26 protein-coding genes are annotated in these 25,816 nt (G+C 66.0%); 19 read left to right on the forward strand and 7 right to left on the reverse strand.

Annotation, left to right across the window (positions count from 1 at the left end):
* The 13 genes from H0X95_RS30885 to H0X95_RS30945 all read left to right on the forward strand — a co-directional run bounded on the left by H0X95_RS30885 (position 1) and on the right by H0X95_RS30945 (position 13,063).
* Positions 1–399, forward strand: a complete 399-nt coding sequence (locus H0X95_RS30885; RefSeq protein ID WP_009516221.1) for a TIGR03750 family conjugal transfer protein — start codon at positions 1–3, stop codon at positions 397–399.
* Complete coding sequence (locus H0X95_RS30890) at positions 396–1,088, forward strand: PFL_4703 family integrating conjugative element protein (RefSeq protein ID WP_009516220.1); 693 nt, start codon at positions 396–398, stop codon at positions 1,086–1,088. The genes H0X95_RS30885 and H0X95_RS30890 overlap by 4 nt, the downstream gene beginning before the upstream one ends.
* Positions 1,085–1,993 (forward strand): TIGR03749 family integrating conjugative element protein, encoded by a 909-nt coding sequence (locus H0X95_RS30895; protein WP_009516219.1) that lies wholly within the window; start codon positions 1,085–1,087, stop codon positions 1,991–1,993. The genes H0X95_RS30890 and H0X95_RS30895 overlap by 4 nt, the downstream gene beginning before the upstream one ends.
* Entirely contained in the window at positions 1,983–3,413 is a 1,431-nt protein-coding gene (locus tag H0X95_RS30900) for a TIGR03752 family integrating conjugative element protein (protein WP_058343379.1), read from the forward strand. Before H0X95_RS30895 ends, H0X95_RS30900 begins: the two co-directional genes overlap by 11 nt.
* A complete protein-coding gene (locus H0X95_RS30905; protein ID WP_031329484.1) occupies positions 3,394–3,843 on the forward strand; it encodes a TIGR03751 family conjugal transfer lipoprotein in 450 nt (149 codons plus the stop codon). The genes H0X95_RS30900 and H0X95_RS30905 overlap by 20 nt, the downstream gene beginning before the upstream one ends.
* Positions 3,843–6,728, forward strand: a complete 2,886-nt coding sequence (locus tag H0X95_RS30910; protein WP_058343378.1) for a conjugative transfer ATPase — start codon at positions 3,843–3,845, stop codon at positions 6,726–6,728. The genes H0X95_RS30905 and H0X95_RS30910 overlap by 1 nt, the downstream gene beginning before the upstream one ends.
* Before the next feature lie 24 nt (positions 6,729–6,752).
* A complete protein-coding gene (locus H0X95_RS30915) occupies positions 6,753–7,517 on the forward strand; it encodes a DsbA family protein (RefSeq protein ID WP_023098544.1) in 765 nt (254 codons plus the stop codon).
* A gap of 175 nt (positions 7,518–7,692) precedes the next feature.
* Entirely contained in the window at positions 7,693–8,187 is a 495-nt protein-coding gene (radC, locus tag H0X95_RS30920; protein WP_196446333.1) for a RadC family protein, read from the forward strand.
* A 163-nt stretch (positions 8,188–8,350) separates the two neighbouring features.
* Positions 8,351–8,797, forward strand: coding sequence for a TIGR03757 family integrating conjugative element protein (locus H0X95_RS30925; RefSeq protein ID WP_009518519.1), 447 nt, complete (start codon positions 8,351–8,353; stop codon positions 8,795–8,797).
* Positions 8,794–9,741 carry a TIGR03756 family integrating conjugative element protein gene (locus H0X95_RS30930; protein WP_023108457.1) on the forward strand — a complete coding sequence of 316 codons (948 nt, stop codon included), beginning with the start codon at positions 8,794–8,796 and terminating at the stop codon, positions 9,739–9,741. The genes H0X95_RS30925 and H0X95_RS30930 overlap by 4 nt, the downstream gene beginning before the upstream one ends.
* A 9-nt stretch (positions 9,742–9,750) precedes the next feature.
* Complete coding sequence (locus tag H0X95_RS30935; protein WP_009518521.1) at positions 9,751–11,145, forward strand: integrating conjugative element protein; 1,395 nt, start codon at positions 9,751–9,753, stop codon at positions 11,143–11,145.
* Entirely contained in the window at positions 11,142–11,501 is a 360-nt protein-coding gene (locus H0X95_RS30940) for a hypothetical protein (protein ID WP_058343376.1), read from the forward strand. Before H0X95_RS30935 ends, H0X95_RS30940 begins: the two co-directional genes overlap by 4 nt.
* A 14-nt stretch (positions 11,502–11,515) precedes the next feature.
* Positions 11,516–13,063 (forward strand): conjugal transfer protein TraG N-terminal domain-containing protein, encoded by a 1,548-nt coding sequence (locus H0X95_RS30945; protein ID WP_058343375.1) that lies wholly within the window; start codon positions 11,516–11,518, stop codon positions 13,061–13,063.
* 15 nt (positions 13,064–13,078) lie between these two features.
* Here the strand turns inward: H0X95_RS30945 and H0X95_RS30950 are convergent, their stop codons facing one another.
* The 3 genes from H0X95_RS30950 to H0X95_RS30960 form a co-directional block, all read right to left on the reverse strand.
* Complete coding sequence (locus H0X95_RS30950) at positions 13,079–13,438, reverse strand: DUF3742 family protein (RefSeq protein WP_020204507.1); 360 nt, start codon at positions 13,436–13,438, stop codon at positions 13,079–13,081.
* 73 nt (positions 13,439–13,511) lie between these two features.
* On the reverse strand, positions 13,512–14,144 hold the full coding sequence (locus tag H0X95_RS30955; RefSeq protein WP_196446334.1) for an RES family NAD+ phosphorylase: 633 nt from the start codon (positions 14,142–14,144) through the stop codon (positions 13,512–13,514).
* A gap of 12 nt (positions 14,145–14,156) precedes the next feature.
* Complete coding sequence (locus tag H0X95_RS30960; RefSeq protein ID WP_029043920.1) at positions 14,157–14,783, reverse strand: hypothetical protein; 627 nt, start codon at positions 14,781–14,783, stop codon at positions 14,157–14,159.
* Positions 14,784–15,098: 315 nt separating this feature from the next.
* On the opposite strand from H0X95_RS30960, the gene mobH reads away from it, so the two are divergent.
* Entirely contained in the window at positions 15,099–17,057 is a 1,959-nt protein-coding gene (gene mobH, locus H0X95_RS30965; RefSeq protein ID WP_196446335.1) for a MobH family relaxase, read from the forward strand.
* A gap of 46 nt (positions 17,058–17,103) precedes the next feature.
* Here mobH and H0X95_RS30970 read toward each other — a convergent pair whose 3' ends face one another.
* Positions 17,104–18,099, reverse strand: coding sequence for an AraC family transcriptional regulator (locus H0X95_RS30970; protein ID WP_020204503.1), 996 nt, complete (start codon positions 18,097–18,099; stop codon positions 17,104–17,106).
* Between the two features lie 404 nt (positions 18,100–18,503).
* Between H0X95_RS30970 and H0X95_RS30975 the strand changes: the two genes are divergently transcribed.
* Positions 18,504–19,298: a crotonase/enoyl-CoA hydratase family protein gene (locus H0X95_RS30975; protein ID WP_029043919.1), complete on the forward strand. Its 795-nt coding sequence runs from the start codon at positions 18,504–18,506 to the stop codon at positions 19,296–19,298.
* 59 nt (positions 19,299–19,357) lie between these two features.
* Here H0X95_RS30975 and H0X95_RS30980 read toward each other — a convergent pair whose 3' ends face one another.
* The 3 genes from H0X95_RS30980 to H0X95_RS30990 form a co-directional block, all read right to left on the reverse strand.
* Entirely contained in the window at positions 19,358–19,729 is a 372-nt protein-coding gene (locus H0X95_RS30980) for a DsrE family protein (RefSeq protein WP_020204501.1), read from the reverse strand.
* Between the two features lie 110 nt (positions 19,730–19,839).
* Positions 19,840–20,217, reverse strand: a complete 378-nt coding sequence (locus tag H0X95_RS30985; protein WP_020204500.1) for a carboxymuconolactone decarboxylase family protein — start codon at positions 20,215–20,217, stop codon at positions 19,840–19,842.
* A 76-nt stretch (positions 20,218–20,293) separates the two neighbouring features.
* Positions 20,294–21,454, reverse strand: coding sequence for an MFS transporter (locus H0X95_RS30990; RefSeq protein ID WP_020204499.1), 1,161 nt, complete (start codon positions 21,452–21,454; stop codon positions 20,294–20,296).
* Positions 21,455–21,669: 215 nt separating this feature from the next.
* Here H0X95_RS30990 and H0X95_RS30995 point away from each other — a divergent pair, with 215 nt between their 5' ends.
* The 4 genes from H0X95_RS30995 to H0X95_RS31010 all read left to right on the forward strand — a co-directional run bounded on the left by H0X95_RS30995 (position 21,670) and on the right by H0X95_RS31010 (position 25,315).
* Positions 21,670–21,981, forward strand: coding sequence for an ArsR/SmtB family transcription factor (locus tag H0X95_RS30995; protein WP_020204498.1), 312 nt, complete (start codon positions 21,670–21,672; stop codon positions 21,979–21,981).
* A gap of 22 nt (positions 21,982–22,003) precedes the next feature.
* Entirely contained in the window at positions 22,004–22,531 is a 528-nt protein-coding gene (locus H0X95_RS31000) for a rhodanese family protein (protein ID WP_020204497.1), read from the forward strand.
* Positions 22,532–22,673: 142 nt separating this feature from the next.
* A complete protein-coding gene (locus tag H0X95_RS31005; protein ID WP_052165952.1) occupies positions 22,674–23,597 on the forward strand; it encodes an MBL fold metallo-hydrolase in 924 nt (307 codons plus the stop codon).
* Positions 23,598–23,644: 47 nt separating this feature from the next.
* Positions 23,645–25,315: a bifunctional protein tyrosine phosphatase family protein/NAD(P)/FAD-dependent oxidoreductase gene (locus tag H0X95_RS31010; RefSeq protein ID WP_020204495.1), complete on the forward strand. Its 1,671-nt coding sequence runs from the start codon at positions 23,645–23,647 to the stop codon at positions 25,313–25,315.
* Positions 25,316–25,816 lie beyond the last annotated feature (501 nt).

A 25,816-nucleotide genomic window follows, 5' to 3' on the forward strand; every position in this document is an offset into this window, starting at 1 on the left:
ATGTCCGAGCAGCAGCACGTCCGTGCGGACGGGACCGTGACGTTCCTTCCGCACCGGCTCAACCGCCATCCCGTTGTCGTGCGCGGCCTCACCGCCGATGAACTCTGGATTTGCTGCGGCCTGTCCGGCGCCGCCGGCCTGCTGGTCGGCGCGCCCCTGTCCTGGGTGTTCCGCACGATCGCGCTGGCGCCGACGTTCGTCGTCCTGGGTGTGGCGCTCGGCGTCTTCATCGGCGGCGGCATCCTGCGCCGCCTCAAGCGTGGGCGTCCCGACACTTGGCTGTATCGACAACTGCAATGGCGCATCGTCACGCGCCATCCGCTGATGGCAGGCTGGGTTGGTGGCCATGTGCTGATCTCGCGCTCGGGCTTCTGGTCCACCCGCAGGAGCATGCGATGAGCCGCTTCAAGAACGAGATCGCCCACCTGCAGGCGCACATCAAGACCTTGCGGCTGGGCGCGGGCGCGCTGGTCGTCGTTGCCCTGGTCATGGGCGGCGGCTGGTGGAGCGCGCCGCGCGACCTGACCATCCACGTCCCGCCCGACCTGCGCTCTGGCAGTACCCGCAAGTGGTGGGAGGTGCCGCCCGAATCGGTCTATGCGTTCACGTTCTACGTGTTCCAGACGTTGAACCGCTGGCCGACCAATGGCGAAGAGGACTACCCGCGCAACCTCCACACGCTCTCGCCGTACCTCACCCCATCCTGCCAGGCCTTCCTGCGGGCGGACTACGACTACCGCCGCTCCACCGGCGAGCTGCGCCAGCGCGTGCGCGGCATCTACGAGATTCCCGGCCGCGGCTATGGCGACGACCCCACGGCACGCGTGCGCACCGTGTCCGACCGCGACTGGGTGGTGACGCTGGACATCACGGCGGACGAGTACTACGGCGCCGAGCAGGTCAAGCGCGCCCTGGTGCGCTATCCGATCAAGGTCACGCGGGTGGATGTCGATCCCGCCCGCAACCCGTTCGGCCTGGCGCTGGACTGCTACGACGGCGCGCCCCAGCGCATCAGTGCACCGGAGCCGACGCGCCCGGCGCCGAGTGGCCTGTCTCCGCAAGCGCCTCAAGGAGGAAACACCCCATGAAGCACCCTGTACTCGCGCTGCTGGGACTGCTGGCCGTGGCCGCGGCACCCGTCGCCCATGCAGTGGAAATCCTGCGCTGGGAGCGCATGCCGCTGGCAGTGCCGCTGAAGGTCGGTCAGGAACGCATCGTGTTCATCGACCGGGACGTGCGCGTGGGCGTGCCCGCGGGCGTGGGCGAGCGCCTCCGCGTACAGAGCGCGGGCGGCGCGGTGTACCTGCGCGCCAGCGAGCCGATCGAGCCCACGCGGTTGCAACTGCAGGACGCCGACACGGGCGCGCTGATCCTGCTGGACATCGCGGCCGAACCACCCAAGGACGGCGAGGCCGAGCTGGAGCCGGTGCGCATCGTCGAGGGCAGCAGCACTCCAGCGCGCTACGGCGATCAGGCAGGCGGCGCCGACGATGCCCCAGCACGTGCCCAGGCAGGTGCTCGGACCGCGCGGCGCGAAACCCCGGTCCCTGTCGTCCTGACGCGCTTCGCCGCGCAGAACCTCTACGCGCCGTTGCGCACCGTGGAGCCGCTGCCGGGCGTCATGCGGGTCAACCTGCCCCGCGACCTCGACCTGGACACACTGATGCCAACGCTGCCCGTGCGCGCGGTCGCGCTCGCGTCGTGGCGCCTGGAGGACCAGTGGGTCACAGCCGTGCGCCTGACCAACGGCAGCGGCGGCTGGATCACGCTCGACCCGCGCGTGCTGCAAGGCGATTTCCTCACCGCCACCTTCCAGCACGAGGCGCTGGGCCCGCGCGGCACGCCCGAGGACACGACCGTCCTGTACCTGGTCACGCGCGGCCGCGGCCTCGCGCAGTCGCTGCTGCCGGCGATTCACCGCTTCGACCCTGCCCTGCATCTGCCGCAGCCGGACGGCGACGAGAACACCAAGGAGGCCCGCCATGCGCAGTAACGGCCTGCTCAAGTGGCTGATGATCCCTGTCGCCATCCTGGTGCTGTTCGTCGGTATCCGGCTGTTCTCGGGTGGAGGCAGCACGGCGCCACCCGCGGAGGACAACGGCGCCCAGCTCACGCCCGATGAAATGAAGGCTCTCGGCATCGAGGGCGATACCCCGCGCGACACCGTGGCGACCTTGGTGGCGCAGGTGAAGCAGTTGCGCACCGAGCTTCAGACCGCGCTCTCGGACAACAAGTCCCAGCGTGAAGAGAACCAGCGGCTGCGTCAGCGCGAAAACTCCATCGACCAGCGCATCAACTCGGCGCTCGAATCCGAGCGGTCCAACCTGCGCCGCGACCAGGAGCAGGCGGCCAGCGCGCGCCAGCAGACCGAAGGGCTGCTCGCCGACCTGCAGCGGCGCCTGGACAGCATCGGCGGGCGCGGCGGCGGCCATGCGGACCTGCCCGTGGGCTTGGGGCTGCAGGGCGGCGACGAGGCCGGCATGGAGGGCGGCGTGCGGTGGGTCGAGCCGGACCACGCAAAGCCCGCCGAGGGGCGCAACGGGGGGCGTGGCGCGAGCGGCGGCATGAGCTTCCCCACGAGCTTCGGCCCGGCGCAGAGCACGCTCGAAACCACCGCGGAAACCGTGGCCAACGCGGGCGCCCGCGCCGCCGGGGTCAAGAGTGCCAAGCCGGTCTATACCGTGCCGACCAACTCCACGCTCATGGGTTCGGTCGCCATGACCGCGCTGATCGGCCGCGTGCCGATCGACGGCACGGTCAATGATCCCTATCCGTTCAAAGTCCTGGTCGGGCCGGACAACCTGACCGCCAATGGCATCGACATTCCCGACGTGGCCGGCGCCGTGTTCAGCGGCACCGCCTCGGGCGACTGGACGCTGTCGTGCGTGCGCGGTCAGGTGCGCAGCATCACGTTCGTCTTCCACGACGGCACGATCCGCACGATCCCCGAAGACCGCGAGGGCAACCAGCAGGACAACCAACAGCAGAACTCTCAAAGTGGGGGCTTGGGCTGGATCAGCGATCCCCACGGCATCCCGTGCGTCAGCGGCGAGCGGCGCAGCAACGCCCAGCAATACCTCGGCTCGCAGGCCCTGATCACCGCGGCCGGTGCCGGTGTGGCCTCGCTCATCGAGAGCGACAGCGGCCGCATGTCCTATGTCGGCTCGGACGGCTCCATCGGCACCGTGGGCATCACCGGCCAGGAAGCGGTCGGCCAGATTCTGGCGGGCGGCGTGCGGGACATGTCGGCTTGGGTCAACAAGCTCTACGGCCAAGCGTTCGCCGCCGTCTATGTCCAGCCCGGCGCGAAGGTCGCCGTTCACCTCGAAAAGCCGCTCGCCATCGACTTCGATCCCGAAGGCCGCAAGGTCGATCACCGCGCAGGAGAAAGCCATGCACTCGAACTTGAATAGCTTGGCCCGTGGCCTGGCGCTGGTCCTCGCCGTCGCGGCGCTCGGCGGCTGCGCCACCAGCAAGGAAAAGCTGCTGACCCACGGTGACCGCACGATGATGGACATCTGGCAGCAGGAGGCCGGCGACGGCGGTGGCGCAGCCGGACGGAATGCCGGCCGCCAACTGCTCGATGCGCGCCAGAGCCTGCGTCGGCCGCTGACCGACGCCGACATGCAGGCCGCGCCTGCCGAGCAGATGCGCTATACGCGCACCGCGCGCAACGAGGTCCATCACCAGTTCCAGCGCCTGCCCAATCCCGATCTCGTCATGTACGTGTATCCGCACCTGGCGGGCACGGACCCGGTGCCGGTTCCGGGCTACACCACGGTCTTCCCCCTGTACCAGCGCATCCAGTACGCCATGCCAGGCGAGCGCGTGGAGGCCTACTGATGCGGTGGAAACTTCCCTGGCCGAAGCTGGCGGGCGCCGGCATCAGCGGCCCGGCCGGCGATGAGCAGCCGGACGGCTGGCAGCGCCACGTCGAAGCCTTGCAGCAGGCCGGCATCCCCGAACCCGGCGCCCCGGTGCAGGGCCGCAGGCCGGCGACCGTGGCCGAGGAGCAGGCGCTGTACGGCGTCGCCCCGTCCTTCGTGGAACTGCTGCCCTGGGTGGAATTCTTGCCCGAGTCGAAGGCCATGCTGTTGGAGGACGGTCAATCCGTAGCCGCCTTCTTCGAGCTGGTGCCGCTGGGCACCGAGGGCCGGGAGCCTGGCTGGCTCGCGCATGCCCGCGACGCCCTGGAAAACGCGCTCCAGGACAGCTTCGATGAACTGGACGAGAACCCCTGGGTGCTCCAGCTATACGCACAGGACGAACCGAGCTTTGACCAATACATGCAGACCCTGTGCGACTACGTGCAGCCACGCGCCCGCGGCACGGCATTCACCGAGTTCTACCTGCGCTTCTTCCGTCACCACCTGCGCGCGGTAGCCAAGCCGGGCGGCCTGTTCGAGGACACGGTGGTTACCCGTCTGCGCTGGCGCGGGCAGACGCGGCGCGTGCGCATGGTGGTCTATCGCCGTGCCACCGGGCAGGCAAGCCGCCGCGGCCAGACGCCCGAACAGATGCTGAACATCGTCTGCGACCGCCTGTGCGGCGGGCTGGCGAACGCCGGCATCCAGGCCCGGCGCATGGTCGCGGCCGACGTCCACGACTGGCTGCTGCGGTGGTTCAACCCGCGCCCCACGCTGCTCGGGCCTGGGGTGGAGGACCGGGAGCGCTTCTACGCGTTGGCGCGCTATCCGGACAGTACCGAGGAAAGCGAGGCCGGCGAGATCGAGCTGGCGAGCGGGCGGGATTTCAGCCAGCGGCTGTTCTTTGGGCAGCCGCGCTCGGACGTGGCGCAAGGGGCCTGGTACTTCGACGGCATGCCGCACCGCGTGCTGATCACCGACCGGCTGCGCATGCCGCCCGGCACCGGGCACCTGACCGGCGAGACCCGCAAGGGGGACGCGATCAACACGCTGTTCGACCAGATGCCCGAGGACACCTTGATGTGTCTCACGATGGTCGCCACGCCGCAGGACGTCCTCGAATCGGACCTCAACCATCTGGCGAAGAAAGCTGTGGGCGAGACGCTGGCGTCGGAGCAGACGCTCAAGGACGTGCATGAAGCCCGCTCCCTGATCGGCAGCGCGCACAAGCTCTACCGGGGCACTCTGGCGTTCTACCTACGCGGGCGCGACGAGGCGGAACTGGATCGGCGCGGCCTGGACCTCGCGAACGTGATGCTCAACGCCGGCCTGCAGCCGGTGCGCGAGGACGACGAGGTGGCGCCGCTCAACAGCTACCTGCGCTGGCTGCCGTGCTGCTACAACCCCGGCCAGGATCGGCGCCGGTGGTACACGCAACTGATGTTCGCCCAGCATGCGGCGAACCTGTCGCCGGTGTGGGGCCGCGCCCAGGGCACGGGGCATCCCGGCATCACGATGTTCAATCGCGGCGGCGGCCCGATTACGTTCGACCCCTTGAACAGGTTGGATCGGCAGATGAATGCCCATCTGTTTCTATTTGGCCCCACCGGCTCGGGGAAGTCCGCCACACTCAACAACCTGCTGAACCAGGTGACGGCCATCTACCGGCCGCGGCTTTTCATCGTGGAAGCCGGCAACAGCTTCGGCCTGTTCAGCGACTTCGCGCGGCGCCTGGGCCTGACCGTGAACCGGGTCAAGCTGGCCCCCGGATCGGGCATCAGCCTGGCGCCGTTCGCCGACGCACGCCGGCTGATCGAAACGCCCAGCGACGTGCAGACGCTCGATGCCGATGCCCTGGACGAAGACCTGCCACCGGATGCCTCGGCCATGGAGGCGGATGAGCAGCGCGACGTGCTCGGCGAACTGGAGATCACGGCACGGCTGATGATCACGGGCGGCGAAGACAAGGAAGAAGCGCGGATGACGCGGGCCGACCGCTCGCTGATCCGCCAGTGCATCCTCGACGCCGCCGAACATTGCGTGGCGGAGAAGCGCACCGTGCTCACGCGCGATGTGCGCAATGCACTGCGCACCCGTGGCCAGGACCCGACGTTGCCCGAGATGCGCCGTGCGCGGCTGCTGGAGATGGCGGACGCGATGGACATGTTCTGCCAAGGCACGGACGGCGAGATGTTCGACCGCGACGGCACGCCGTGGCCCGAGGCCGACATCACGCTGGTCGATCTGGCGACCTATGCCCGCGAGGGCTACAACGCGCAGCTCTCCATCGCCTACATCAGCCTGATCAGCACGGTGAACAACATCGCCGAGCGCGACCAGTACCTGGGACGGCCGATCGTCAACGTGACCGACGAAGGTCACATCATCACCAAGAACCCGCTGCTCGCGCCCTATGTCGTGAAAATTACAAAAATGTGGCGCAAGTTGGGCGCCTGGTTCTGGCTGGCGACGCAGAACATCGACGACCTGCCACGTGCAGCGGAGCCGATGCTCAACATGATCGAGTGGTGGGTGTGCCTGTCGATGCCGCCGGACGAGGTGGAGAAGATCGCGCGCTTCCGCGAACTCTCGCCGGCGCAGAAGGCGCTGATGCTCTCCGCACGCAAGGAAGCGGGCAAGTTCACCGAGGGCGTCATCCTCTCCAAGAGCATGGAAGTGCTGTTCCGCGCCGTGCCGCCAAGTCTCTACCTCGCGCTCGCGCAAACCGAGCCCGAGGAGAAGGCAGAACGCTACCAACTCATGCAGCAGCACGGCGTCAGCGAGCTGGATGCCGCCTTCAAGGTGGCTGAGAAGATCGACCGGGCACGTGGCATCGAGTCGCCGACCCTGGACCTGCCCTGAATCTGCCGTACACCGGAGAACGCCATGGAACAGAAACGTCCTTCTATTCCGATGCAGGTGCAGGCGTTCCGCCGTCGGCACTGGCGGCCCAGCTGGCCTTGGACAGTGGCCGCAGCGCTGGTTGCACTGCTGCTGATCTGGCTCGTGTCCCGTTGGCCCGGGCAGTCCACGCCTCAGACTTCAGCGCCAGTCAGCGAGACGCAGGTGGCTGGGCCTCCGTGGCAGATGGGCAATCCGGAAGGACGCTTCACGCTGACGCTCTACGCGGACCTCGAATGCCCGTTCTGCCGGTCCTATTTCCCAGTGCTCAAGCGTTGGGTGGCCGGCAATGCGGACGTGGCCTTGCAATGGCATCACCTCCCGTTGGCAGCGCATGAGCCGGCCGCGTCCGCGGAAGCGCGCCTGGCGGAATGCGCGGGCCAAGCCAGCGGTCATGCCGCCTTCTGGCAGGCCGTCGAGTGGGTATATGCCCACACGCGCAGCGACGGTCAGGGCTTGCCCGAGGACCTGCGCTACCCCGACCTTACGCCACCCATCGAGCAGTGCATCGCGAGCGAGCGGCCCGACGCGGCGATTCGCGCCCAAACTGCGGAAGCCACGAACAGCGGCGTGACCGCCACGCCGTCGCTGCGGCTACACGATCGCGAAACCGGCAAGGCTATCCTGCTGCAGGGTCCGATCGAGGGCGATGCCTTGCTGTCGGCCATGGACATGCTCGCGGCCCGCGATCCCGCCGCCACACCTACATCGGAAATGCCTGCCGACGTCGTCGGCGACATGCCCAGGTAGCCCCGGTCTTCAAGGCTACGGCGCAGTCCGCTGCGCTGACCGCAACCCGTTCGCCTCGCATCCTGGCCGCGAACGATCACCGCTCCCGCGGTGATGGATGCACCTTGTTCGTTCCCCAGGAGGGCTTGCCCTCCCCGGGCGCGCGCCCTCCGATCTCACCATTTGGAGGTTCGCCATGTCTTTCGTCGTCAATGACTCCTGCCTGGAGTCGCTTTCCGCCATCGCTGCCCAGCACGAGGACTGGATCATCCAGCAAGCCATTGCACTGCTGGAGAAGCGGGTTTTCAAAGCGGGTCCGAAACTCCTCGACCCCACGGCCGTGCGCGACTACCTGCACGTGAAGCTGGTGGCCGAGCCCAACGAAATATTCGTCGCTATATTCCTTGACAGCATGCATCAGGTGCTGGCCTACGAGCCGTTGTTCAGGGGCACGATCAACTCGACTTCGGTCTATCCGCGTGTCGTCGTGCAGCGTGTGCTGGAGTTGAATGCCGCCGCGGTGGTCTTCGCCCACCAGCATCCCTCGGGTGTCTCCGAGCCGTCCAGCGCGGATCGCATGCTGACCCAGCAACTGCAAGCTGCGCTGGCACTCATCGATGTGCGGGTACTGGACCACATCATCGTCGGCCAGGGTGCCCCGTTCTCCTTTGCGGAGTCCGGCCTGCTGTAAGTGTTGCACTGCTTCGTTGATCAGCGCGGAGGCTTCGGCCTCCGCTTTTTCTTCGCGGCGACACAAGCAGGTATGCGGGGTGGCCGCGATGCGCATTGTTTGTTGGGACCGCATGGGGTTCGGCGTTTGACTATGGCCCTGATCAACTTCCGGGGCGCATGACATGCCAGCAGCTTTTACCCGGTTCGCACCAGGCTGGCGAACCCTTGGCCTGGCCGTGGCGCTGCCGGCGTCCCTGGCGGTGTTCAGCCCGGTCACCTTCGCCGCCGACGTGGTGGTCGTCACCGACGGCCACCACCCGGTCAAGACCATGGGCGGCGAACGGCTGATCGAGCTGGATGAAGCGCCGCGCATCGAGGCCGAGCTTTCGGCGAATCTGCCCACCGACCCCGACCAGGCGACAGCCCTGGTCAAGCGTCGGCTGACCCAGGGAGGCACTGACCTTCAGCGGCGCATCGCGACGGCCTACCAGGGCGTGACGGACGCATGGAGCCTGGGCATCACCGCCGTCCCGGCCGTCGTGGTGGACCAGCGCTATGTGGTCTATGGCGAGCCGGACGTGGCCCGCGCCATCGCGCGGATCGAACAGCACCGGAGGACCGAACCGTGATCCCCCCATTCGACCTTCTGCGCCGCATGCGAGCTGCTGTCGCGTCCGTGCTGCTGCTTAGCGCCACGGGCAGCTACGCCCTGAACACGGCAACCATCGTGGGTTCAGTGGCTTCGCCCGATTGCCTGGAATACCGGGTGGTGGGTATCTGCTACTGGCTCTATTGCACCTGGACCGGCTGCACGGTGCGTACCTCCGTCAAGGTCAGGCACTACATCCCCGATGCAGTGGTGTCGTCGTACTCGAACACCGGCGAGAACCCCTGGGTTGAAGTGCGCGCCATGAGCACGCCCAATCCTTCGGCCCAGGCCGGCGGGGACGGCACCACGAACGAGGATCATGAAAACAACCTCGCCAAATTCAAGAACAGCGATGTTATCGGCCATCCCGGCGGCGAGGTGTTCAACCAGTTCGCCTCGTCCTCCGGCTACTTCTGCCAAGGCGCGGGCACGGCCTTCATGCCGTATCTGCTCAGCACCCTGGACACGCTGGCCTGGCGCTACAACGTGCCCGAGATGGCCTACCCGGAGGCGTTGATTCCGGGCATGCGTGAGGTCGGTGCGCGCACCACGATGAACCTCTGGGGCAATGTCTATCCACGCGGTGGCTTCCTGCACCAGACCGACGACCACAAATCCGGGGCGGTGGTGGCCCAGCGCGCGGGCGATGTCGTCACGCGCCGCGGGCAGTTGCACGTGTACCAGCCACTGCTCGCCAACGCCCGTGACGGCTACTGGCCGGCCGGGGCGCTGGTCGAAGGCGATACCTCCACCGGGAAGTGGCAGGAGCTGACCCCTCGTCTGTCGAACACCTGCGTGGTCTTCCCCCACAGCGGCACGCTGACCCAGGCCCAGCAAGGCGACTACGCCTGGGCGCTGTGGCGGCCGTATGCCTGCTGCGAACGCCGCGGGCAGGTGTTCCTGGGCAGCGTCGATTTCCTCTGAGGTGCCACGATGAAGCGTCCTGAACCGATGAACCTTTCCGCCAAGGCGTGCTACTTGCTGCGCCCGACGGCGCTGGCCGGCACGCTCGCTCTGGTCTGCGGCCTGGCGTGGGCGCAGGTCGGATACCAGAACAGCGGCCCCGTCATTGGCGATGACGTCATGTACTCGATCGGAGGCGGCAGCGCGGTGTCCATGGGCCGCGCGGCTGGCATGCGCTCCATCGGGGTCGGCTTGGGGTGGAACAGCAACCTGATCTGCGGCGACATGAGCATCCAGACCACGCTGCGCAACCAGCTCAACGGCATCACGAACGGCTTCCAGCAGATCATGAGCAACGTGATCCAGAGCGCCACCAGCGCGGTGGCGTCCCTGCCGGCGCTGATCATTCAGCGCGCCGATCCCGGCCTGTACAACCTGCTGACCAACGGCGTGCTGCAGGCGCGGCTGGACTTCGACCGCTCCAAGCTGACGTGCCGCGCGATGGCCGAGAAGATGGCCGAGACGGCGGGCGGCCAGCTTGGCTGGAGCCAGATGGCCGAAGGCATGGCCCTGCGTGACGCGGTTGGCAGCAACGATGCCGTTTCGGCCGTCGAGCAGGCTGAGACGCGCCGCGGCAACGACGGCGTTCCCTGGGTGGGCGGCAGCAATGCCGGTGGCGCAGGCCAGTCCGCCATTCGGGTGGTCGGCGACGTCACCCGCGCGGGCTACAACCTGGTCAACGGGCGCGGCGTGACGGACACATCCTCCATCGCGCCCGCCAGTTGCGCGAGCCTGTCCTGCCAGACCTGGACGTCGCCGCAGCAGGCGACCGAATGGGCCACCCGGGTCCTCGGGGAACAGGTGCAGCGCACGTGCGATTCCTGCACCAAGACCGAGACGGTGCCCGGCGTCGGGCTGACGCCGCTGATCCAGGAGGAGTACGAAGCCAAACTGGAAGTCTTGCAGGAACTGGTTTCCGGCGTGCGCAACACCACCTTCGAGAACTTGCGCGAGGCCGGCAGCACGTCGCTGCCGATCACGCGCGGCGTCATCGAGGCGCTGCGCGACGAGCCGGACCAGGACCTGCTGGCGCGGCGCCTTGCGTCCGAGGTGGCGCTGTCGTCGGTGCTGGAGAAGGCCTTGTTGCTCCAGCGCACGCTGCTCACGGGAAAGAAGGAGCCCAACGTGGCGGCCAACGAGTTGGCGGTCGAGGCTGTGAACCACGAGAGCGACACGCTCGACCGGGAGATCCGCAACCTGAAAACGGAGCTGGAGCTGCGCCGCGAGCTGGCGAACAACTCGCCGATGGCGATCATCCAGCGCCATGGTACGCGCGCGGCCGGCTCGCGCGGCATCTACGAGGGCGATCCGGTGCCCGACCGCCTCGACCAGTTGCAGAAGGGCAATCCGGGAGTCAGGCCATGAGCGCAATGCGCATGACCTGGCGCCCCTTGCGCTGGCTGTTCAGCCGGCGCGCGGCGAAAGCACTGCTGTGGGCGGTGGTGATCGTCGCCGCTGCGGTGGGGGCCAACGTCGCCGGCATCTACCTGGTCGGGAGCGTGGCCGGCTGGGAGCGGTGGCTCGCGGCCGCATCGGGCTACTTCTTCGTGTGGCGGTTGTGCCTGTACGGGGCGACGGCCTATGGCTGGGTCTGGATGCGGCGCCGGCTGCTGGTACGTGAGGACGACGCCCAGGCGCGGCGCCGCCTGGTGCGCACCGAGATCGCGGGCGTCATCGCCATCGTGGCGCTGGAAGCCAGCCTGCTGATGCAGGCCGGTTGAGGGGAGATGGCGCGATGACGCTTTTCACGACCGACTACCTGGAGTACTACCTGACGCTGGTGTCCTGGATCGTCAACAACGGCATCTGGGCGGTGCTGGTATCCAGCGGGGTATTCGCGCTGCCTTTCGTCGCCATCATCGTGCAGGAGTGGTTGAAGGCCCGTGCGGAAGGTGCCGACGAGGGCAATAAAGGCGTGCTGAGCGCCGCCCGCATCGAGAACCGGGTCTTCGTCGCCATCGTGGTGGTGATGTTCGCCGGCATTCCGTTCATCGACGTGGACCTGAACACCATCCAGTACGACAGCTCGCGCTCGGCCCAGTGCCAGGTCAGCGTGCCGCAGCCCACGGATACCGGCTGGTCGCAGTCCTTCAGCACCATCAACAACCAGTCGGCGAAGGTGCCCGTCTGGTGGGCGTTCATGCATGCACTCTCGCGCGCCGTCACGAGCGCCTCGGTGGCGGCGATCCCGTGTGGCACGGACCTGCGGCAGATGCGCATGGAGATCGACGCCACGCGCATCGACGACCCGGTACTGGCTCAGGAAGTGGCGGATTTCTCGCGGGATTGCTATGGGGCTGCACGGGCGAAATTATTCATGCAGCGCCCTCAGCTCGATGAGCAGCAGATGCACGACGTGACCTGGATCGGCTCGCGCTTCTTCACGGACACGAACGGCTATTACGACACGTATCGTTCCAGCACGCCGCGCGATGACTGGCCTTACGACAGCAACCGAGATGCAGGGCTCGCGCAGGTAGCAAGCGGCGGCGGCTACCCGACCTGCAGGCAATGGTGGGCCGACGGCAGCAATGGCCTGCGGGCGCGGCTTCTGGGCCAGGTGGACCCGAGCCTGCTCAATCGCTTGGCGGGCTGGGCTGGCTTCCTGAGCCGGGCCGACGTGGACGATTCGGTGATCCGCGCGATCGCGTCACCGCGGCAGCAGAAGCTGAACCAAGGCAGCGTCTATACGGACTACGGTGGCCAGATCGAAATGACCGACCCGAACATCATCACCCGGGCGGCAGCCGACGTAGGACTGGCGGTGGGCTCGTTGGGCTACTTCCCCTCCATGGATGCAATGCGCCAGGCCCTTCCGATGGTGCTGGCGCTCTTGAAGATGGCGCTGGTTATCTGCATTCCGGTGGTGCTCATGGTTAGCACCTACAACCTGAAAACACTCGTGACGGTCAGCGTGGTGCAGTTTGCGCTGTTCTTCGTGGATTTCTGGTTTCAACTCGCGCGCTGGATCGACAGCACCATTCTGGACGCGCTCTACGGATGGGGCTGGGGATGGAACCGGCCGCATACGAATTTCGATCCGGTCATGGGCCTCAACAATGCCTTCGGAGACATGCTGTTGAATTTCGTCATGGCGACGATGTTCATCGTGCTGCCCTTGTTCTGGGTAACCGCCTTGGGATGGGCGGGCTACGCCGTGGGGGGCATGTTGCAAGGGCTTGCTGCCGGTACGGCAGGCGCCAAAGCGGCCGGCGGCAAGGCCGCCGACATGGCCTTTGGCGGCGCTATGAAGTGGGCATCGACACCTAGCAAGAAGAAATAGTGCCATGCTTCTTCGCTAGGTCTCATCAGATGGATCATGTGGATCTATCCGATACTCATCGTGGGTATAGAGGCCAAAACCGGCGTGGCCGTGCCGCCACTCTGGTTCGGGCGGCTCCCATTCGACGGTATCGTGCCCCTGGGCCACAAACACCAGCGCGACCAGCAGCAAGGCCAGCCAGAAAGCAACGTAGAGCAGCAGCCCCAGGACAGCCAGTTTGCCGGCCCACAGCAGCGCAGCAGCGCCGGCCAACGGCACACCCTTGGACACCAACCAGTTTGACGCCCGACGTTCGCTGCGCGCGTAGGCGCGCCACCCGCGGCCAAGGGCGCGGCCGAGGCGTTCTGCAGTGCTGATGCGGGTCGTGATGCTCATGGTCGTCTCCTGCTACTGAGGGATGCCTATTCGAGTTTGGTCCATTTCATTCTGCTGCGGGCTTCAAAGTGCTTCATGACGCTTCGTCATCCGGTTCCACCGGGCCGGGGTCAGGCTCCACGCCGACGCGATACGTGGCAACGAAGTGCGGCCAGTCCACATGGTCCACCAGGTCGATGTCATCGACAACGCCAACCTTTGCTGCCGCACGCTCGAACAGGGCGATGCTCTTGGCGGGATAGTTGTTGCGCGACGGATAGAGCACCCCATCGAACAGCGGCTGGCCATCGCCGCTGAACATCGCATGCACCTGGGCAGACACCTGCTGCGTGAGCGTGTAGTCGCGGCTGGCCAACTGCTCTAGGTTCAGGCCGAAGTAGCCCGCCATGACGCCCGACGCCGTGAGGTCGGCCAGGAGCACGTCGTCCATCACGCCCACCGCGCGCACCATCCGGGCCTGGACTTCTTTCAGCGCGATCGAGCGTTGCGTGTCCGCAAGCCACTGATGCTTGTGAAACACCGACTCCATCAGCGCCGTGGGCAGGTCGCGCCCCAAATAGAGCACGCCATAGGCCCGTGCCGGATCATCGTAGCGATTGGTGCTACCGCGGCCATAGTACAGCCTGCTGCCTCGATAGACGACACGGCTCACATGCTGGAGCAGTTCGCCGGCATCGATCAGGAACGAAGGCAGCTCGCGGCTCACGGCGGTCTTGCCTCAATGCACCTGAACGCCCAGCACGTTGAACACGGCCTCGGCCACGTCGTCGATCGTGCCATGCGTCACCGCATCCACCGGCGAGCGACCGCCCAAGCCTTCGAGCGGTTCGGTCAGCGCTCGGTAGATCGTCCAGGGGTCGATGCCCTCGACCTCCTGAAGCACGGTTTGGGTCAACTGCTGCTTCACCGGGTCGAGCTGCCAGTCGGGCAGCTTCTGGCCGCGCGGTCCCACGTTCAGCGCCAGCAGCCGACGGGCGAGGATGTCCTTGTAGATCTGCTGGCGCGACTTGTCCGCCAGCTTGGCGAACTCCGCGGGCGGCAGGTTGTGCGGCTGGTTGAAGGCCTCCAGCAGCACGGCGCGGCCACGCTGGACGTCGGTTTCAGTCGGTGCCCAACTCGTGTCGGCACGCAGCGCGGCCGCTTTGCGCTCCAGGGCATGCTCCACCGTTTCGCCTGCGAGGTTAGCGGGCAGTTTCACCGCTTCCACGCGCTCGTGAACGAACGCCTGCAACTCGGCCGCGAATGCCGTGGCGTCCCGGATTTCAACGGTATCCGCGAAACGGCGCACGTCCTCCACGGTGACGCGCGGAAGACGATCGGCAATGAATTCAATGGCGGTGGGCATGGTCATCTCCCAAGCAGGTTTGAGACAAGATTCACTCTAGTCGCGTTTGTCGCGTTTGTCAACTTGGACGCCTAGGGGCAACCTACCTGGCGGAAGCAGCATCTCCGCAGCATAGGCCGAGGCCATCACCTGGTCGCCGTCCAATCCATTCGAGCAGATTCCACATTGGCGCTGGAGCCGCAACCCAGGCCCCGCTATACCGAAACGGTTAAAGGCCAAAGGGCCGAAACGGCAAGGGAATGGGGTGCAAGGGGAAAGGCCCTACCTCGAAAAGGCGAAAAGGCCTCCCGGTCGGCCCGTCATCAGGACATCGACATGCTCTCCCTGTTCCAGCGAAAACGGCCCCCGGTCGCTGCCGCGCCCACGCCACCACCCGCCACCGTCCTCCCGAAAGGGCTGCTGCGGCCCGAGTCTGCCGCATCGATGCTGGCCACCCCGCGCCGGCAGAAACTGCTGGAGCACATCTGGCAGCGCACCTCGCTCTCACGCAGGCAATTCGCCACCCTGTACCGCGCGCCCCTGGAACGCTACGCCGAGTTGGTCCAGGCCTTCCCGGCCTCCGAGGCGCATCACCATGCCTATCCGGGCGGCATGCTGGACCACGGCCTCGAAATCGTTGCTTATGCGCTCAAGCTGCGCCAGTCCCATCTGCTGCCCATCGGCGCCAGTCCCGAGGACCAGGCCGCACAGTCCGAGGCCTGGACCGCCGCCGTTGCCTATGCCGCGCTGCTCCATGACATCGGCAAGATCGCCGTCGATCTGCACGTCGAGCTTGCCGACGGCAGCACTTGGCACCCGTGGCATGGCCCGTTGCACCAGCCGTACCGCTTCCGCTACCGCGACGACCGCGAATACCGCCTGCACAGTGCCGCGACAAGTTTGCTCTACCGCCAACTGCTCGACCGTGATGCCCTGGACTGGCTCAGTGGCTATCCCGACCTGTGGGCACCGCTACTCTATGTCCTGGCCGGCCAGTACGAGCACGCGGGTGTGCTGGGCGAACTTGTCGTGCAGGCCGACCGCGCCTCGGTGGCCCAGGAACTGGGCGGTGACCCGGCGCGCGCCATGGCCGCACCGAAGCACGCGCTGCAACGCAAACTGCTCGACGGATTGCGTTACCTGCTCAAGGAAGAGTTGAAGCTGAACCAGCCCGAGGCCTCAGACGGCTGGCTCACCGAGGATGCCTTGTGGCTGGTGAGCAAGACGGTCTCGGACAAGCTGCGTGCGCACCTGCTGTCCCAGGGCATCGACGGCATCCCGGCCAACAACACCGCCGTCTTCAATGTGCTGCAGGACCACGGCATATTGCAGCCGTCATACGACGGCAAGGCAGTCTGGCGCGCAACCGTGACCAGCGCCACCGGCTGGTCCCACTCGTTCACCCTGTTGCGCCTCGCACCCGCGCTGATCTGGGAGCCGGGGCAGCGGCCGGTACCATTTACCGGCACAGTGGCGATCGACGCAGCGTCCACGGGTAAGGAGGCCGATGTTTCCGCCACCCGCACGACGGAGGGGCCGCAGTCCAACTCGGACGGCCCGTCGGTTCCGCCATGGGAAAGCGGTGGCCCCCTCTCGGCGCCTCCATTGAAGGCCCAGGTCGTGCCCGACGTCATGGAGGACATGCTGTCGATGGTGGGTATGGGAGGCTCGCCCGAGACCCGGCAGGATGCGGAAGCGCTCCCCAAAGAGACGTCTACCGTGCGCCCCGAAGCACCAAGCTTGGCCGCGCCTTCGCCTTCGCCTTCGCCTTCGCCTTCGCCTTCGCCTTCGCCTTCGCCTTCGCCTTCGCCTTCGTCACCGGCGCCAGTGCCAGTGCCAGTGCCAGTGCCAGTGCCAACATCCTCGGCAGCGCCGCCATCAGGCGAGCACTTCATGGCGTGGCTGAAACAGGGCATCGCTTCCCGCCGGCTCATCATCAACGACGCAAAGGCGCTGGTGCACTCCGTGGACGACACCGCGTACCTGGTCAGTCCCGGCGTGTTCCAGCGTTACGCTCAAGAGCATCCGCAGTTGGCAGCCATTGCTCGCCAGGAAAAACTGGAGCCGTGGCAGTGGGTACAAAAACGCTTCGAGAAGCTGGCCGTGCACCGTAAGCAGGCCAGCGGCCTGAACATCTGGACTTGCCACGTCACAGGGCCGCGCAAATCGCGGCAGTTGCACGGCTACCTGCTAACGCAGCCCGGTGCGTTGTTCGAGCGAGTGCCGCCCAACAACCCCTACTTGTGCCTCGCCAACGAGGAGGCCGGGCGTGAGGCCTCGCTGGCTGCGAAATGAGGATATCCAGTGGCGAGGTCCGGATGCCCGCTTTTCGGTGCACAGGTCAGAGCGTAACCACTTGGGAAATGCCTTGCTGCGCCGCTCGGTATCGTCCGGGGGTCATACCTGTCCAGTGGCGGAACGCGCGATGGAAGACGGCGGGGGCACTGAAGCCCAAAGCATCGGATATCTCCTCCAGTGAGCCGTCGTTGCGCACAAGGTGGAGAATGGCCAGATCCCTGCGCAACTCATCCTTGATGCCCTGGAACGACAGCCCTTCCTGCTGCAGCTTGCGTATCAGTGTCCGCGAGGACATGTGCAGCCGGCTGGAAACATCATCCAGCGTCCGTCCGAGATCCATATGCAGCAACTCGCGCACCTTCAGCCGCAGGGCGTGCTCGTGGTAGGAGGTGAAAATCCAGTCGCGCGGCGCCTGCTCCAGGAAGCTGCGCGCGTCGGACGCGCTGCGTTCCGGCTGGACCTTTCCGAGTTCGGCGTGAAAGGTGACCTGAGAGTAAGGTTCGCAGAAATCGATCGGGGCCGGGAACAGGATCGAGTAGTCGGCAGCAAAGGACGGGCGTGGAAAAGCGAAGCCCACAGTGCGCACCGAGACCTCTCGGCCGGCGAGCCATGACACGATGCCGTGCGTCAGCTTCAGCATCAGTGCGTGCCCGAATCGGTTCACCCCCGTGTTGGAAGACCGCGGGACAAGGTCCAAGCGCAAGGAGGCGTCTGCCTTCGTGAGACTCAGCCTGTAGTCGTCCAGCAGCAGGTTCCAGACCTGCGTGAAGCGATACAGCGCTACCTCGATGCTTGGCGCGTCCATGACCGCTCGGACGATGTACTTCAAAGCGCCGGTCCGTATGGGCCGGCTCCACAGCCCCATCATTTCATCGCCGGTGGCGGCGGCGCTTCGCCGGTACAGCCCGACCAGTTGATCGTGCGTGAGACGCGAGCCGGGGTGGTTGATAAATGCCTTCACGATGCCGGCCTGCTGCAGGCAGCGATCCAGGGCCTGGTCCGAGCACAGCGAGCGCAGGCTGCGCAGCAGATCCTCCACCAGGTCGCATGAGACCGTGGCCGCCGCGACAGCCTTTGGGCTCGCAGGAAGCCCTCTTGGCGGCCGGACGAGATTGTCAGTTTTTGCAAACTTCACGACGCTATTGGCAATTGAGCCCAGCATCCCTGGTGGGTAATCTACGGGCATGGAAAAGATAAACGCCCCTTAATAGTATCGACTGTGAGGCTTGACCGCGACTCCAGGGGTCTATCCGCCATTTCGCGCCCAGGCCAAGCTCAATGCCCATGAATGGCGACATTGGCATGGAGCCTCGGCCTTGAACGGCATGGCCCGCTTCGGCGCGGGCCATGCCGTCACAGCGGCGGCCGATGCCCGCCGGACCGAGCACGTCGACCTGCCCGCCACAGCCCACCATGTTCATGACCCAGTGCCAGGAAAACTTCATGTCCGACCCCATTCTGCTGACCTCCGAACAAGGCAACATCGGCATCGTCACGCTCAACATGGCGCACAAGCGCAACGCGCTCAACGAGGATGCCATCGCCGCTATCGACGCCTATTTCTCGGCGGTGCCCAGCCACATCCGGACCATCCTCTTAACGGCCAAGGGCGATCACTTCTGTGCCGGCCTGGACCTCAAGGAGCACCACGACAAGGCGCGCAGCGGCGTCGAGTTCATGCGCGTCTGCCAGGGCTGGCACCGCGCGTTCGACAAGATCCAGCATGGCGGCATTCCCGTGATCGCCTGCCTGCAGGGCGCGGTCGTGGGCGGCGGTCTGGAACTGGCCAGCGCAGCGCACGTGCGCGTTGCCGACAGCCGCACCTTCTTTGCGCTGCCCGAGGGCACGCGGGGCATCTTTACGGGCGGCGGCGCGACGGTGCGCACTGCGCGGATCATTTCCGCGCCGCGCATGGTGGAGATGATGCTCACCGGACGGGTCCTCGATGCGCAGGAAGGCCGCGAACTGGGGTTGGCCCACTACGTTTGCGACACCGCGAAAGGCGACACGCCCGCACCGGAGTTGGCCCTGACTCTGGCAAAGAAGATCGCGGGCAATGCGCCGCTTTCCAACTACGCCATCGTCAGCGCCATCAGCCGCATCGCCGACATGTCGGCCACGGACGGGCTCTTCACCGAGGGGCTGGTGATGGCCATGATCCAGCAAGGTGACGATGTGCAGGAGCGCCTGGGCGAGTTCGTGAACAAGAAGGCGCACAAGGTACAACTGAATGCTTGATCTCCAAGACGCGCGCCACAGGCCTCAGCCAGCGACGCTTGATCGTGTCATGGTTGGGCTCAGGTGACTTGCAAGGACCCCCTGGCGCCCATCAGCAACTCCACCACATCGGCTGCATTGATGACGCTAAAGCGCGGGTCCATCTGCGCGGCGGTCATGCCGTTGTGGATCATGCAAGAGCCGCAAATGGCAATGCGACCTCCCTTCTCCAAGAACTTCTCCAGCAGATCGGCAACGGGTTCGAAAGGCTTGCCGATGTCCAACCCAATGGCCGCGCCGGGTTTTCCCAGCTCCACGGCTTCCACCATCAGGACGATGGTCGCCGTATGTCCCTTGAGCAGCGCGTTGAGTGCCATGGTAAAGGTCACGGTCACCTTGTTGGGATTGCTTCTCCCATCAAAAACTGTCGCAACGAAGTCGGTGGTCTGCATGGTTAGGCCTTTGTGGTAAACAGTGGTTGCGGGGATGCAAGTTGGAGGGAGCGAAGCTCTGGCACCGGATGCAGGCGGTCCGCGGCGCCGCACGACGGTCCGGGCCCAGGCTACGGGGCGCTGGCCGGCGCGCCCGGGTTGCTGGACAGCGCCGCGAACTCGTTGAAGGCGGCCACCGCGTTCGATGCGTACATCGCCGACGGGCCCCCTCCCATATAGATGGCCACGCCCAGGGCCTCATGGACCTCCGCAGCCGTCGCGCCGAGCCTGACCAATGCCTTGACATGAAAGCCGATGCAGCCATCGCACCGTGCGGCCACGCCGATCGCCAACGCGATCAGCTCTTTCGTCTTGGCGTCGAGTGCGCCGTCGGCGATGGCTGCCTTGCCCATCTCACCAAAACTCTTCATGACCTGCGGCACTCCCTTGTGCAGAGGCGCCAGATTGGCCACCACGTCCTGCGTCAGTTGCCGGTAACTTGTCGTCATCGCGAACTCCTCATGGTTTTGGAACATCGAATATGAAACGGGGTTGACCCGCACGCTCGACCGGACCCAGACGGCTTCATGGCGCGGCGGCTGCCGCCGACTGCTGGCGGTTGCGCCAAGCCAGCCAACCCAGCAGGGCCAGCACGAGCGCGATGAGCGGCAGCATCAGTCCGTTGATGGTTTCCCAGCCCGAGCTGTTCAGCAGCCGGCCCGACCCGAAAGAGGCGGCGGCCACGGTGCCGAACACCAGGAAGTCGTTGAGTGCCTGCACCTTGGCGCGCTCGGGCGCGGCGTAGCAGTCGGTCACCAGCGCCGTGGCACCGATGAAGCCGAAATTCCAGCCCACGCCCAGCAGGATCAGCGAGCCCCAGAAGTGCAGAAGTTCGAGCCCGGCCAGGGCCAGCAGGCCGGAGGTCCCGATCAACACCAGTCCGCACGCCGTGATCGCGATCTTGCCGAAACGCGCGATCAGGTGGCCGGTGACGAAACTCGGCGCGAACATGGCCAGCACGTGCCACTGGATGCCCAGCGCGGCCTCGCCCACGGTGTGGCCGCAACCCACCATGGCCATCGGCGCGGCGGTCATGATGAAAGCCATCAAACCGTAGGACACGATGCCCGCCGTGACGGCCACGACGAAGCCTGGGCTGCGCGCGATCACCGCCAGCGGGCGCGCCGCGCCCACGACGGCCGCTGCCTGGGGCGGCGGCATGCGCAGCATCAGCAGCAGCGGCAAGGCCAACAGCGCCAAGCCTGCCTGCCCGAGGAAGCTGCCAGCAAACGGCGCCATGGGCCAGGCGTCGCGCGTCCAGATGACGACCTGCGGGCCGATGACCGCGGCGATCAGGCCGCCGATCATGATGCGCGAGATGACGGTGGCGCGCTGCGGCGGCGGCACCGCATCGCTGGCCGCGAAGCGGTAGCTCTGCACGCACGCGCCGTAGAAGCCGGCCATCGCCGTGCCCATGCAGAAGGTCTCGAAGCTGCCCCACAGGACGCCCAATGCGGCGATGAGTCCGGACACCGAACCCAGCAGCGCCCCCAACGCATAAGCCGCGCGCCGGCCGAGACGACGCATCAGCAGGGCCGCGGGGATGGTCGACAGCGCCAGCCCCAGGTTGTAGAGGCTGACCGGCAGTGTGGCCAGCGAAGGGTTGCTGGCCAGCATCTGGCCCACGATGCCGCCCAGCGAAATGATGATGGGTGGCGCGGCGCCGCCCAGTGATTGGGCGGCCATCAGCAGTCCTACATTGCGTCGAGCGTCTGTCGCAATTGGCGGTGGCAGCGAAGCAGGTGGCGTCATGAAGAAATCAGGAATGAGGTGTCAGGTGAACCCATACCGCAGCATGGGAACACCGGCCGGAAGACCTGCAGCACTCCCTGCCTTGGAGGAATTTCCTTGATCTTTTATTAGTTTATGCTAAATTAGATAAACATGAAATACAAGCTGCCATGATGGTTGACAAGAAAGACCAGTCGTTTCTACAGGACGGCGCGGCCAAGGCTGCGGCCATGCTGCGGGCAGTCGGCAATGAGCATCGCCTGCTCGTTCTGTGCCTGCTGATCGAGCATGGCGAGATGACCGTCGGCGCCCTGCACGAAAACGTGGCGCTGAGCCAGTCCGCCTTGTCCCAGCATCTGGCCAAGATGCGCGAGGAAGGCCTGGTGACCTACCGGCGCGAGTCGCAGACCCTGCACTACCGTATCGACAATCCGGACGTGGCCAAGCTCATCGCCACGCTCAAGGCCATCTTTTGTCCATGATCCGCCCTAGGAGGCCCTTGCCATGTCCCTGAAATCCATCTCGCCCCAAGCCGCCAGCGAACTCGTGAACCAGGGTGCCGTCCTGGTGGACATCCGTGCGGCGGACGAACATGCCCGTGAGCGCATCGCACAGGCACGCCATGTGCCGATGGACCGCCTGCGAAGTGGCGGCCTGCCGCTCGACGGCGCTTCGGCAATCATCTTCCACTGCCGCTCGGGCAACCGGACGCGGGTGAACGCCCCGACGCTGGGTGCGTGCACGGCCTGTGACGCCTACGTGCTCGAAGGCGGCCTGGACGCATGGAAGAAAGCCGGCCTGCCCGTCGTGGCCGATGCCTCTCAACCCCTGGAACTGCAACGGCAGGTGCAGATTGTTGCGGGGTCCTTGATCGTGCTCGGTGCAGTGCTGGGTGCCACGGTCTCGCCATGGTTCCATGTGCTTTCGGGCTTCGTGGGCGCGGGGCTGGTCTTCGCCGGTGTCTCGGGGTTCTGTGGGCTCGCGCGCGTGCTGATGCGCATGCCCTGGAACCGCCGCGCGCTGCCCGGCTGAGTCAACGGGCGGGGAAGCGATTCCTTCACCCGGCAGCCGGCCGGCAGGAACATGCGACGACAGATTTTTAATTTTGAGTTAATTCGGCCCGGACACCATCTGACATTTGAGAACGCCCCAGAAAACATCCGATCAAAGGAGCATGGGCGACAACAGACGGGTCATACGTCAGCGAGGCAAAGGCACCGTGAAAATCGAACCCTTCTTTGACGAGGACAGCAGCACCTTCAGCTACATCGTGCTCGACACGAACAGCGGTCAGTGCGCCATCATCGACAGTGTGCTCGGCTACGATCCCAAATCCGGCCGCACCTCGCGCGCCGGTGCGGACCGCATGGCCGAGCGCGTGCGGGAACTGGGCGCGCGCGTCCAGTGGATTCTGGAGACGCATGTGCACGCCGATCACCTGAGTGCCGCGCCGTATCTCCAGTCGCTCGTGGGCGGCCACACCGGCATCGGGGCGAACATCCGTACCGTACAGCAGGTGTTCGGCCAGCTCTTCAACGCGGAGCCGGCGTTCGCGCGTGACGGCCGGCAGTTCGACCGTCTGTTCGACGACGGCGAGACCTTCATGCTCGGAACGCTGCAGGTGCGGGCCATGCACACCCCCGGTCATACGCCTGCGTGCATGACCTATGTGGTCGAGGACAACACCACATCTGACGCGCCTGCCGCGGCCTTCGTGGGAGACACGCTGTTCATGCCCGACTATGGCACGGCGCGCTGCGACTTTCCGGGTGGCGACGCACGCACGCTGTTTCGCTCGATCGGCCGCGTGCTCTCGCTGCCGCCTGAGACCGTGCTCTACATGTGCCACGACTACCGCCCCGGGGGACGCGAGCTTCAATGGAAAACCACCGTGGCCGAGGAGCGGGCGCACAACATCCATGTGCGCGACGGCATCAGCGAGGATGACTTCGCGGCCACGCGCGAGCAGCGCGACGCCACGCTGGCGATGCCCGTGCTGCTGCTGCCCTCCGTACAGGTGAACATGCGGGCCGGCGAGTTGCCGCCCGCCGAATCCAACGGCGTCCACTACCTCAAGATTCCCATCGATGCCCTCTGAGAGCGGCACCGACCGGCTGAAAGGACAATTTTCGGGCAGGAGACCTCATGGACATCAAAGCCTTGGATCAGGGACTGGCCGTCAGCGGCCAGATCGCTGCTACTGACCTGAAGGCCATCGCCGAAGCCGGCTACCGCGCGGTGGTTTGCAACCGGCCCGATGGAGAAGCGGGCGACCAACCCGGCTTCAGCGAAATCGAGCAAGCCGCGCAGGCACTGGGTATGGCGACGACCTACCTGCCGGTCGAGTCCGGCAAAGTGACCGACCAGCAGGCCCAGGCCTTCGGGACGCTGATGACGCAACTGCCTGGCCCGGTGTTCGCCTACTGCCGCACCGGCACGCGCTCGGCCACGCTGTGGGCGCTGAGCCAAGCACAGCGCCAGCCGCTGGCCTCCATCCTCGAAGCCGCACGCGGTGCCGGCTACGAGCTTTCCGGCGTGGCCCGGCGCATCGCCAACGGCGGTCGCACACCCACCGAGGTCGTGGACGCCACGCATGACATCGTGATCGTCGGCGCGGGCGCGGCGGGCATCGCGGTGGCGTCCAGTCTGCTCGCGCGCAAGCCGGACGCGGACATCGCCATCATCGACCCGGCGGACGTGCACTACTACCAGCCGGGGTGGACGATGGTGGGCGCGGGCATCTTTCCACCTGCGCACACGGCGCGCACGATGGCGAGCGTGCTGCCGCGCGGCGTCAAGTGGATCAAGATGGCCGTCGCCGCGTTCGAGCCCGAGCGCAACGCCGTGGTGCTCGACGGCTGCCGCGTCGTCAAATACCAGCAGCTCGTGGTCTGCCCGGGCCTGAAACTCGACTGGAACGGCATCGAGGGCCTGCCGGAGACACTGGGCCGCAACGGCGTCACCTCCAACTACCGCTACGACCTCGCGCCCTACACCTGGGAACTGGTACAGAACCTCAAGAGCGGCCAGGCCCTGTTCACGCAGCCGCCCATGCCCATCAAATGCGCGGGTGCACCGCAAAAGGCGATGTACCTCTCGGCCGATCGCTGGAAGCGGCACGGTGTGCTCAAGAACATCCACATCGAGTTCTGCAACGCGGGAGGCGTGCTCTTCGGCGTGCCGGACTACGTGCCTGCGCTCATGGAGTACGTGAAGGCTTACGGCATCGATCTGCAGTTCAACCACCAGCTCGTGGCCGTCGATGGCGCAGCGCATGAAGCCACCTTTGTCCGCACGAACGCCGACGGCACCAAAGAGCGCATCACCCGTCCATTTGACCTGCTGCACGCCGTGCCACCTCAGAAGGCGCCGGACTTCATCCGAGTGAGCCCACTGGCGGACGGTGCGGGCTGGGTGGACGTGGACCCATCGAGCCTGCGCCACAAGAAGTACGCCAACGTTTTCGCACTGGGCGACTGCACCAACACCACCAATGCCAAGACTGCCGCGGCCGCGCGCAAGCAAGCGCCGGTGGTCGCGCACAACCTGCTCGCCGCCCGGAGCGGGTCCACGCGCCTAGCCAGCTATGACGGCTATGGCTCCTGCCCGCTCACCGTCGAGCGCGGCAAGATCGTGCTGGCGGAATTTGCCTACGGCGGCAAGCTGGCACCTTCGTTTCCGAAATGGTTCATCGACGGCAAACGGCCGTCATCGCTGGCGTGGCTGCTGAAGGAACGCATCCTGCCGCCGGTCTATTGGGACGGCATGCTCAAGGGCCGCGAATGGCTCGCGCATCCTGTCCTCTCGGACGGATGAGCAGCGGCGTGCGTCGTCGCCGGGACATGGGAAGCCGACGCCTTTAGTGGGGGCGAACAGCGGGCGAAAGGAGGGCGGCATTCGGCCCTTCGACCCTCAACGCCGGCTACCCCTTCCAGGGCTGACGGTCCTTCGGGATGCGGGTGGGTACAACGGATACGTGCTCCGTTGTGATTTCCTGCGCAAGGCGAACGAGCGTTCGTCCCGACCCGTGCCAGGGCAGACCCCGGCGCAGCGTCGGCGTCTGCCGCGAGGCGAACGAGACCTTCGCATCACGACGATTCGAATACCCCGGCCGACTGTATTTGGCTCTCGCCATCCAGGCTGCCCACTGTCAAAGAACGCGGGGCGCCTCGAAGAACGTTCTTAACTTTCGCTTAATCGAGGCTGACCATCATTCTCGCGATTCACCTGTGACATTCATAAAAAAAATGCCGAGGCAAGCCCTGATGGAACACTATCGCCAACGCCAGTGGTTGGCATCGGAACCAATTCGAACGG

Origin of the sequence: Burkholderia sp. 9779_493, from assembly GCF_015712215.1 — a bacterium.
Lineage (GTDB): Bacteria > Pseudomonadota > Gammaproteobacteria > Burkholderiales > Burkholderiaceae > Burkholderia > Burkholderia cenocepacia.

Bases quoted from the DNA above. Each gene is read 5' to 3' on its own strand.
- H0X95_RS30885 (WP_009516221.1), top strand. From the start codon at position 1: ATGTCCGAGCAGCAGCACGTCCGTGCGGACGGGACCGTGACGTTCCTT.
- H0X95_RS30890 (WP_009516220.1), top strand. From the start codon at position 396: ATGAGCCGCTTCAAGAACGAGATCGCCCACCTGCAGGCGCACATCAAG.
- H0X95_RS30895 (WP_009516219.1), top strand. From the start codon at position 1,085: ATGAAGCACCCTGTACTCGCGCTGCTGGGACTGCTGGCCGTGGCCGCG.
- H0X95_RS30900 (WP_058343379.1), top strand. From the start codon at position 1,983: ATGCGCAGTAACGGCCTGCTCAAGTGGCTGATGATCCCTGTCGCCATC.
- H0X95_RS30905 (WP_031329484.1), top strand. From the start codon at position 3,394: ATGCACTCGAACTTGAATAGCTTGGCCCGTGGCCTGGCGCTGGTCCTC.
- H0X95_RS30910 (WP_058343378.1), top strand. From the start codon at position 3,843: ATGCGGTGGAAACTTCCCTGGCCGAAGCTGGCGGGCGCCGGCATCAGC.
- H0X95_RS30915 (WP_023098544.1), top strand. From the start codon at position 6,753: ATGGAACAGAAACGTCCTTCTATTCCGATGCAGGTGCAGGCGTTCCGC.
- radC (WP_196446333.1), top strand. From the start codon at position 7,693: ATGTCTTTCGTCGTCAATGACTCCTGCCTGGAGTCGCTTTCCGCCATC.
- H0X95_RS30925 (WP_009518519.1), top strand. From the start codon at position 8,351: ATGCCAGCAGCTTTTACCCGGTTCGCACCAGGCTGGCGAACCCTTGGC.
- H0X95_RS30935 (WP_009518521.1), top strand. From the start codon at position 9,751: ATGAAGCGTCCTGAACCGATGAACCTTTCCGCCAAGGCGTGCTACTTG.
- H0X95_RS30940 (WP_058343376.1), top strand. From the start codon at position 11,142: ATGAGCGCAATGCGCATGACCTGGCGCCCCTTGCGCTGGCTGTTCAGC.
- H0X95_RS30945 (WP_058343375.1), top strand. From the start codon at position 11,516: ATGACGCTTTTCACGACCGACTACCTGGAGTACTACCTGACGCTGGTG.
- H0X95_RS30950 (WP_020204507.1), bottom strand. From the start codon at position 13,438: ATGAGCATCACGACCCGCATCAGCACTGCAGAACGCCTCGGCCGCGCC.
- H0X95_RS30960 (WP_029043920.1), bottom strand. From the start codon at position 14,783: ATGCCCACCGCCATTGAATTCATTGCCGATCGTCTTCCGCGCGTCACC.
- mobH (WP_196446335.1), top strand. From the start codon at position 15,099: ATGCTCTCCCTGTTCCAGCGAAAACGGCCCCCGGTCGCTGCCGCGCCC.
- H0X95_RS30975 (WP_029043919.1), top strand. From the start codon at position 18,504: ATGTCCGACCCCATTCTGCTGACCTCCGAACAAGGCAACATCGGCATC.
- H0X95_RS30980 (WP_020204501.1), bottom strand. From the start codon at position 19,729: ATGCAGACCACCGACTTCGTTGCGACAGTTTTTGATGGGAGAAGCAAT.
- H0X95_RS30985 (WP_020204500.1), bottom strand. From the start codon at position 20,217: ATGACGACAAGTTACCGGCAACTGACGCAGGACGTGGTGGCCAATCTG.
- H0X95_RS30990 (WP_020204499.1), bottom strand. From the start codon at position 21,454: ATGGCCGCCCAATCACTGGGCGGCGCCGCGCCACCCATCATCATTTCG.
- H0X95_RS30995 (WP_020204498.1), top strand. From the start codon at position 21,670: ATGATGGTTGACAAGAAAGACCAGTCGTTTCTACAGGACGGCGCGGCC.
- H0X95_RS31000 (WP_020204497.1), top strand. From the start codon at position 22,004: ATGTCCCTGAAATCCATCTCGCCCCAAGCCGCCAGCGAACTCGTGAAC.
- H0X95_RS31005 (WP_052165952.1), top strand. From the start codon at position 22,674: ATGGGCGACAACAGACGGGTCATACGTCAGCGAGGCAAAGGCACCGTG.
- H0X95_RS31010 (WP_020204495.1), top strand. From the start codon at position 23,645: ATGGACATCAAAGCCTTGGATCAGGGACTGGCCGTCAGCGGCCAGATC.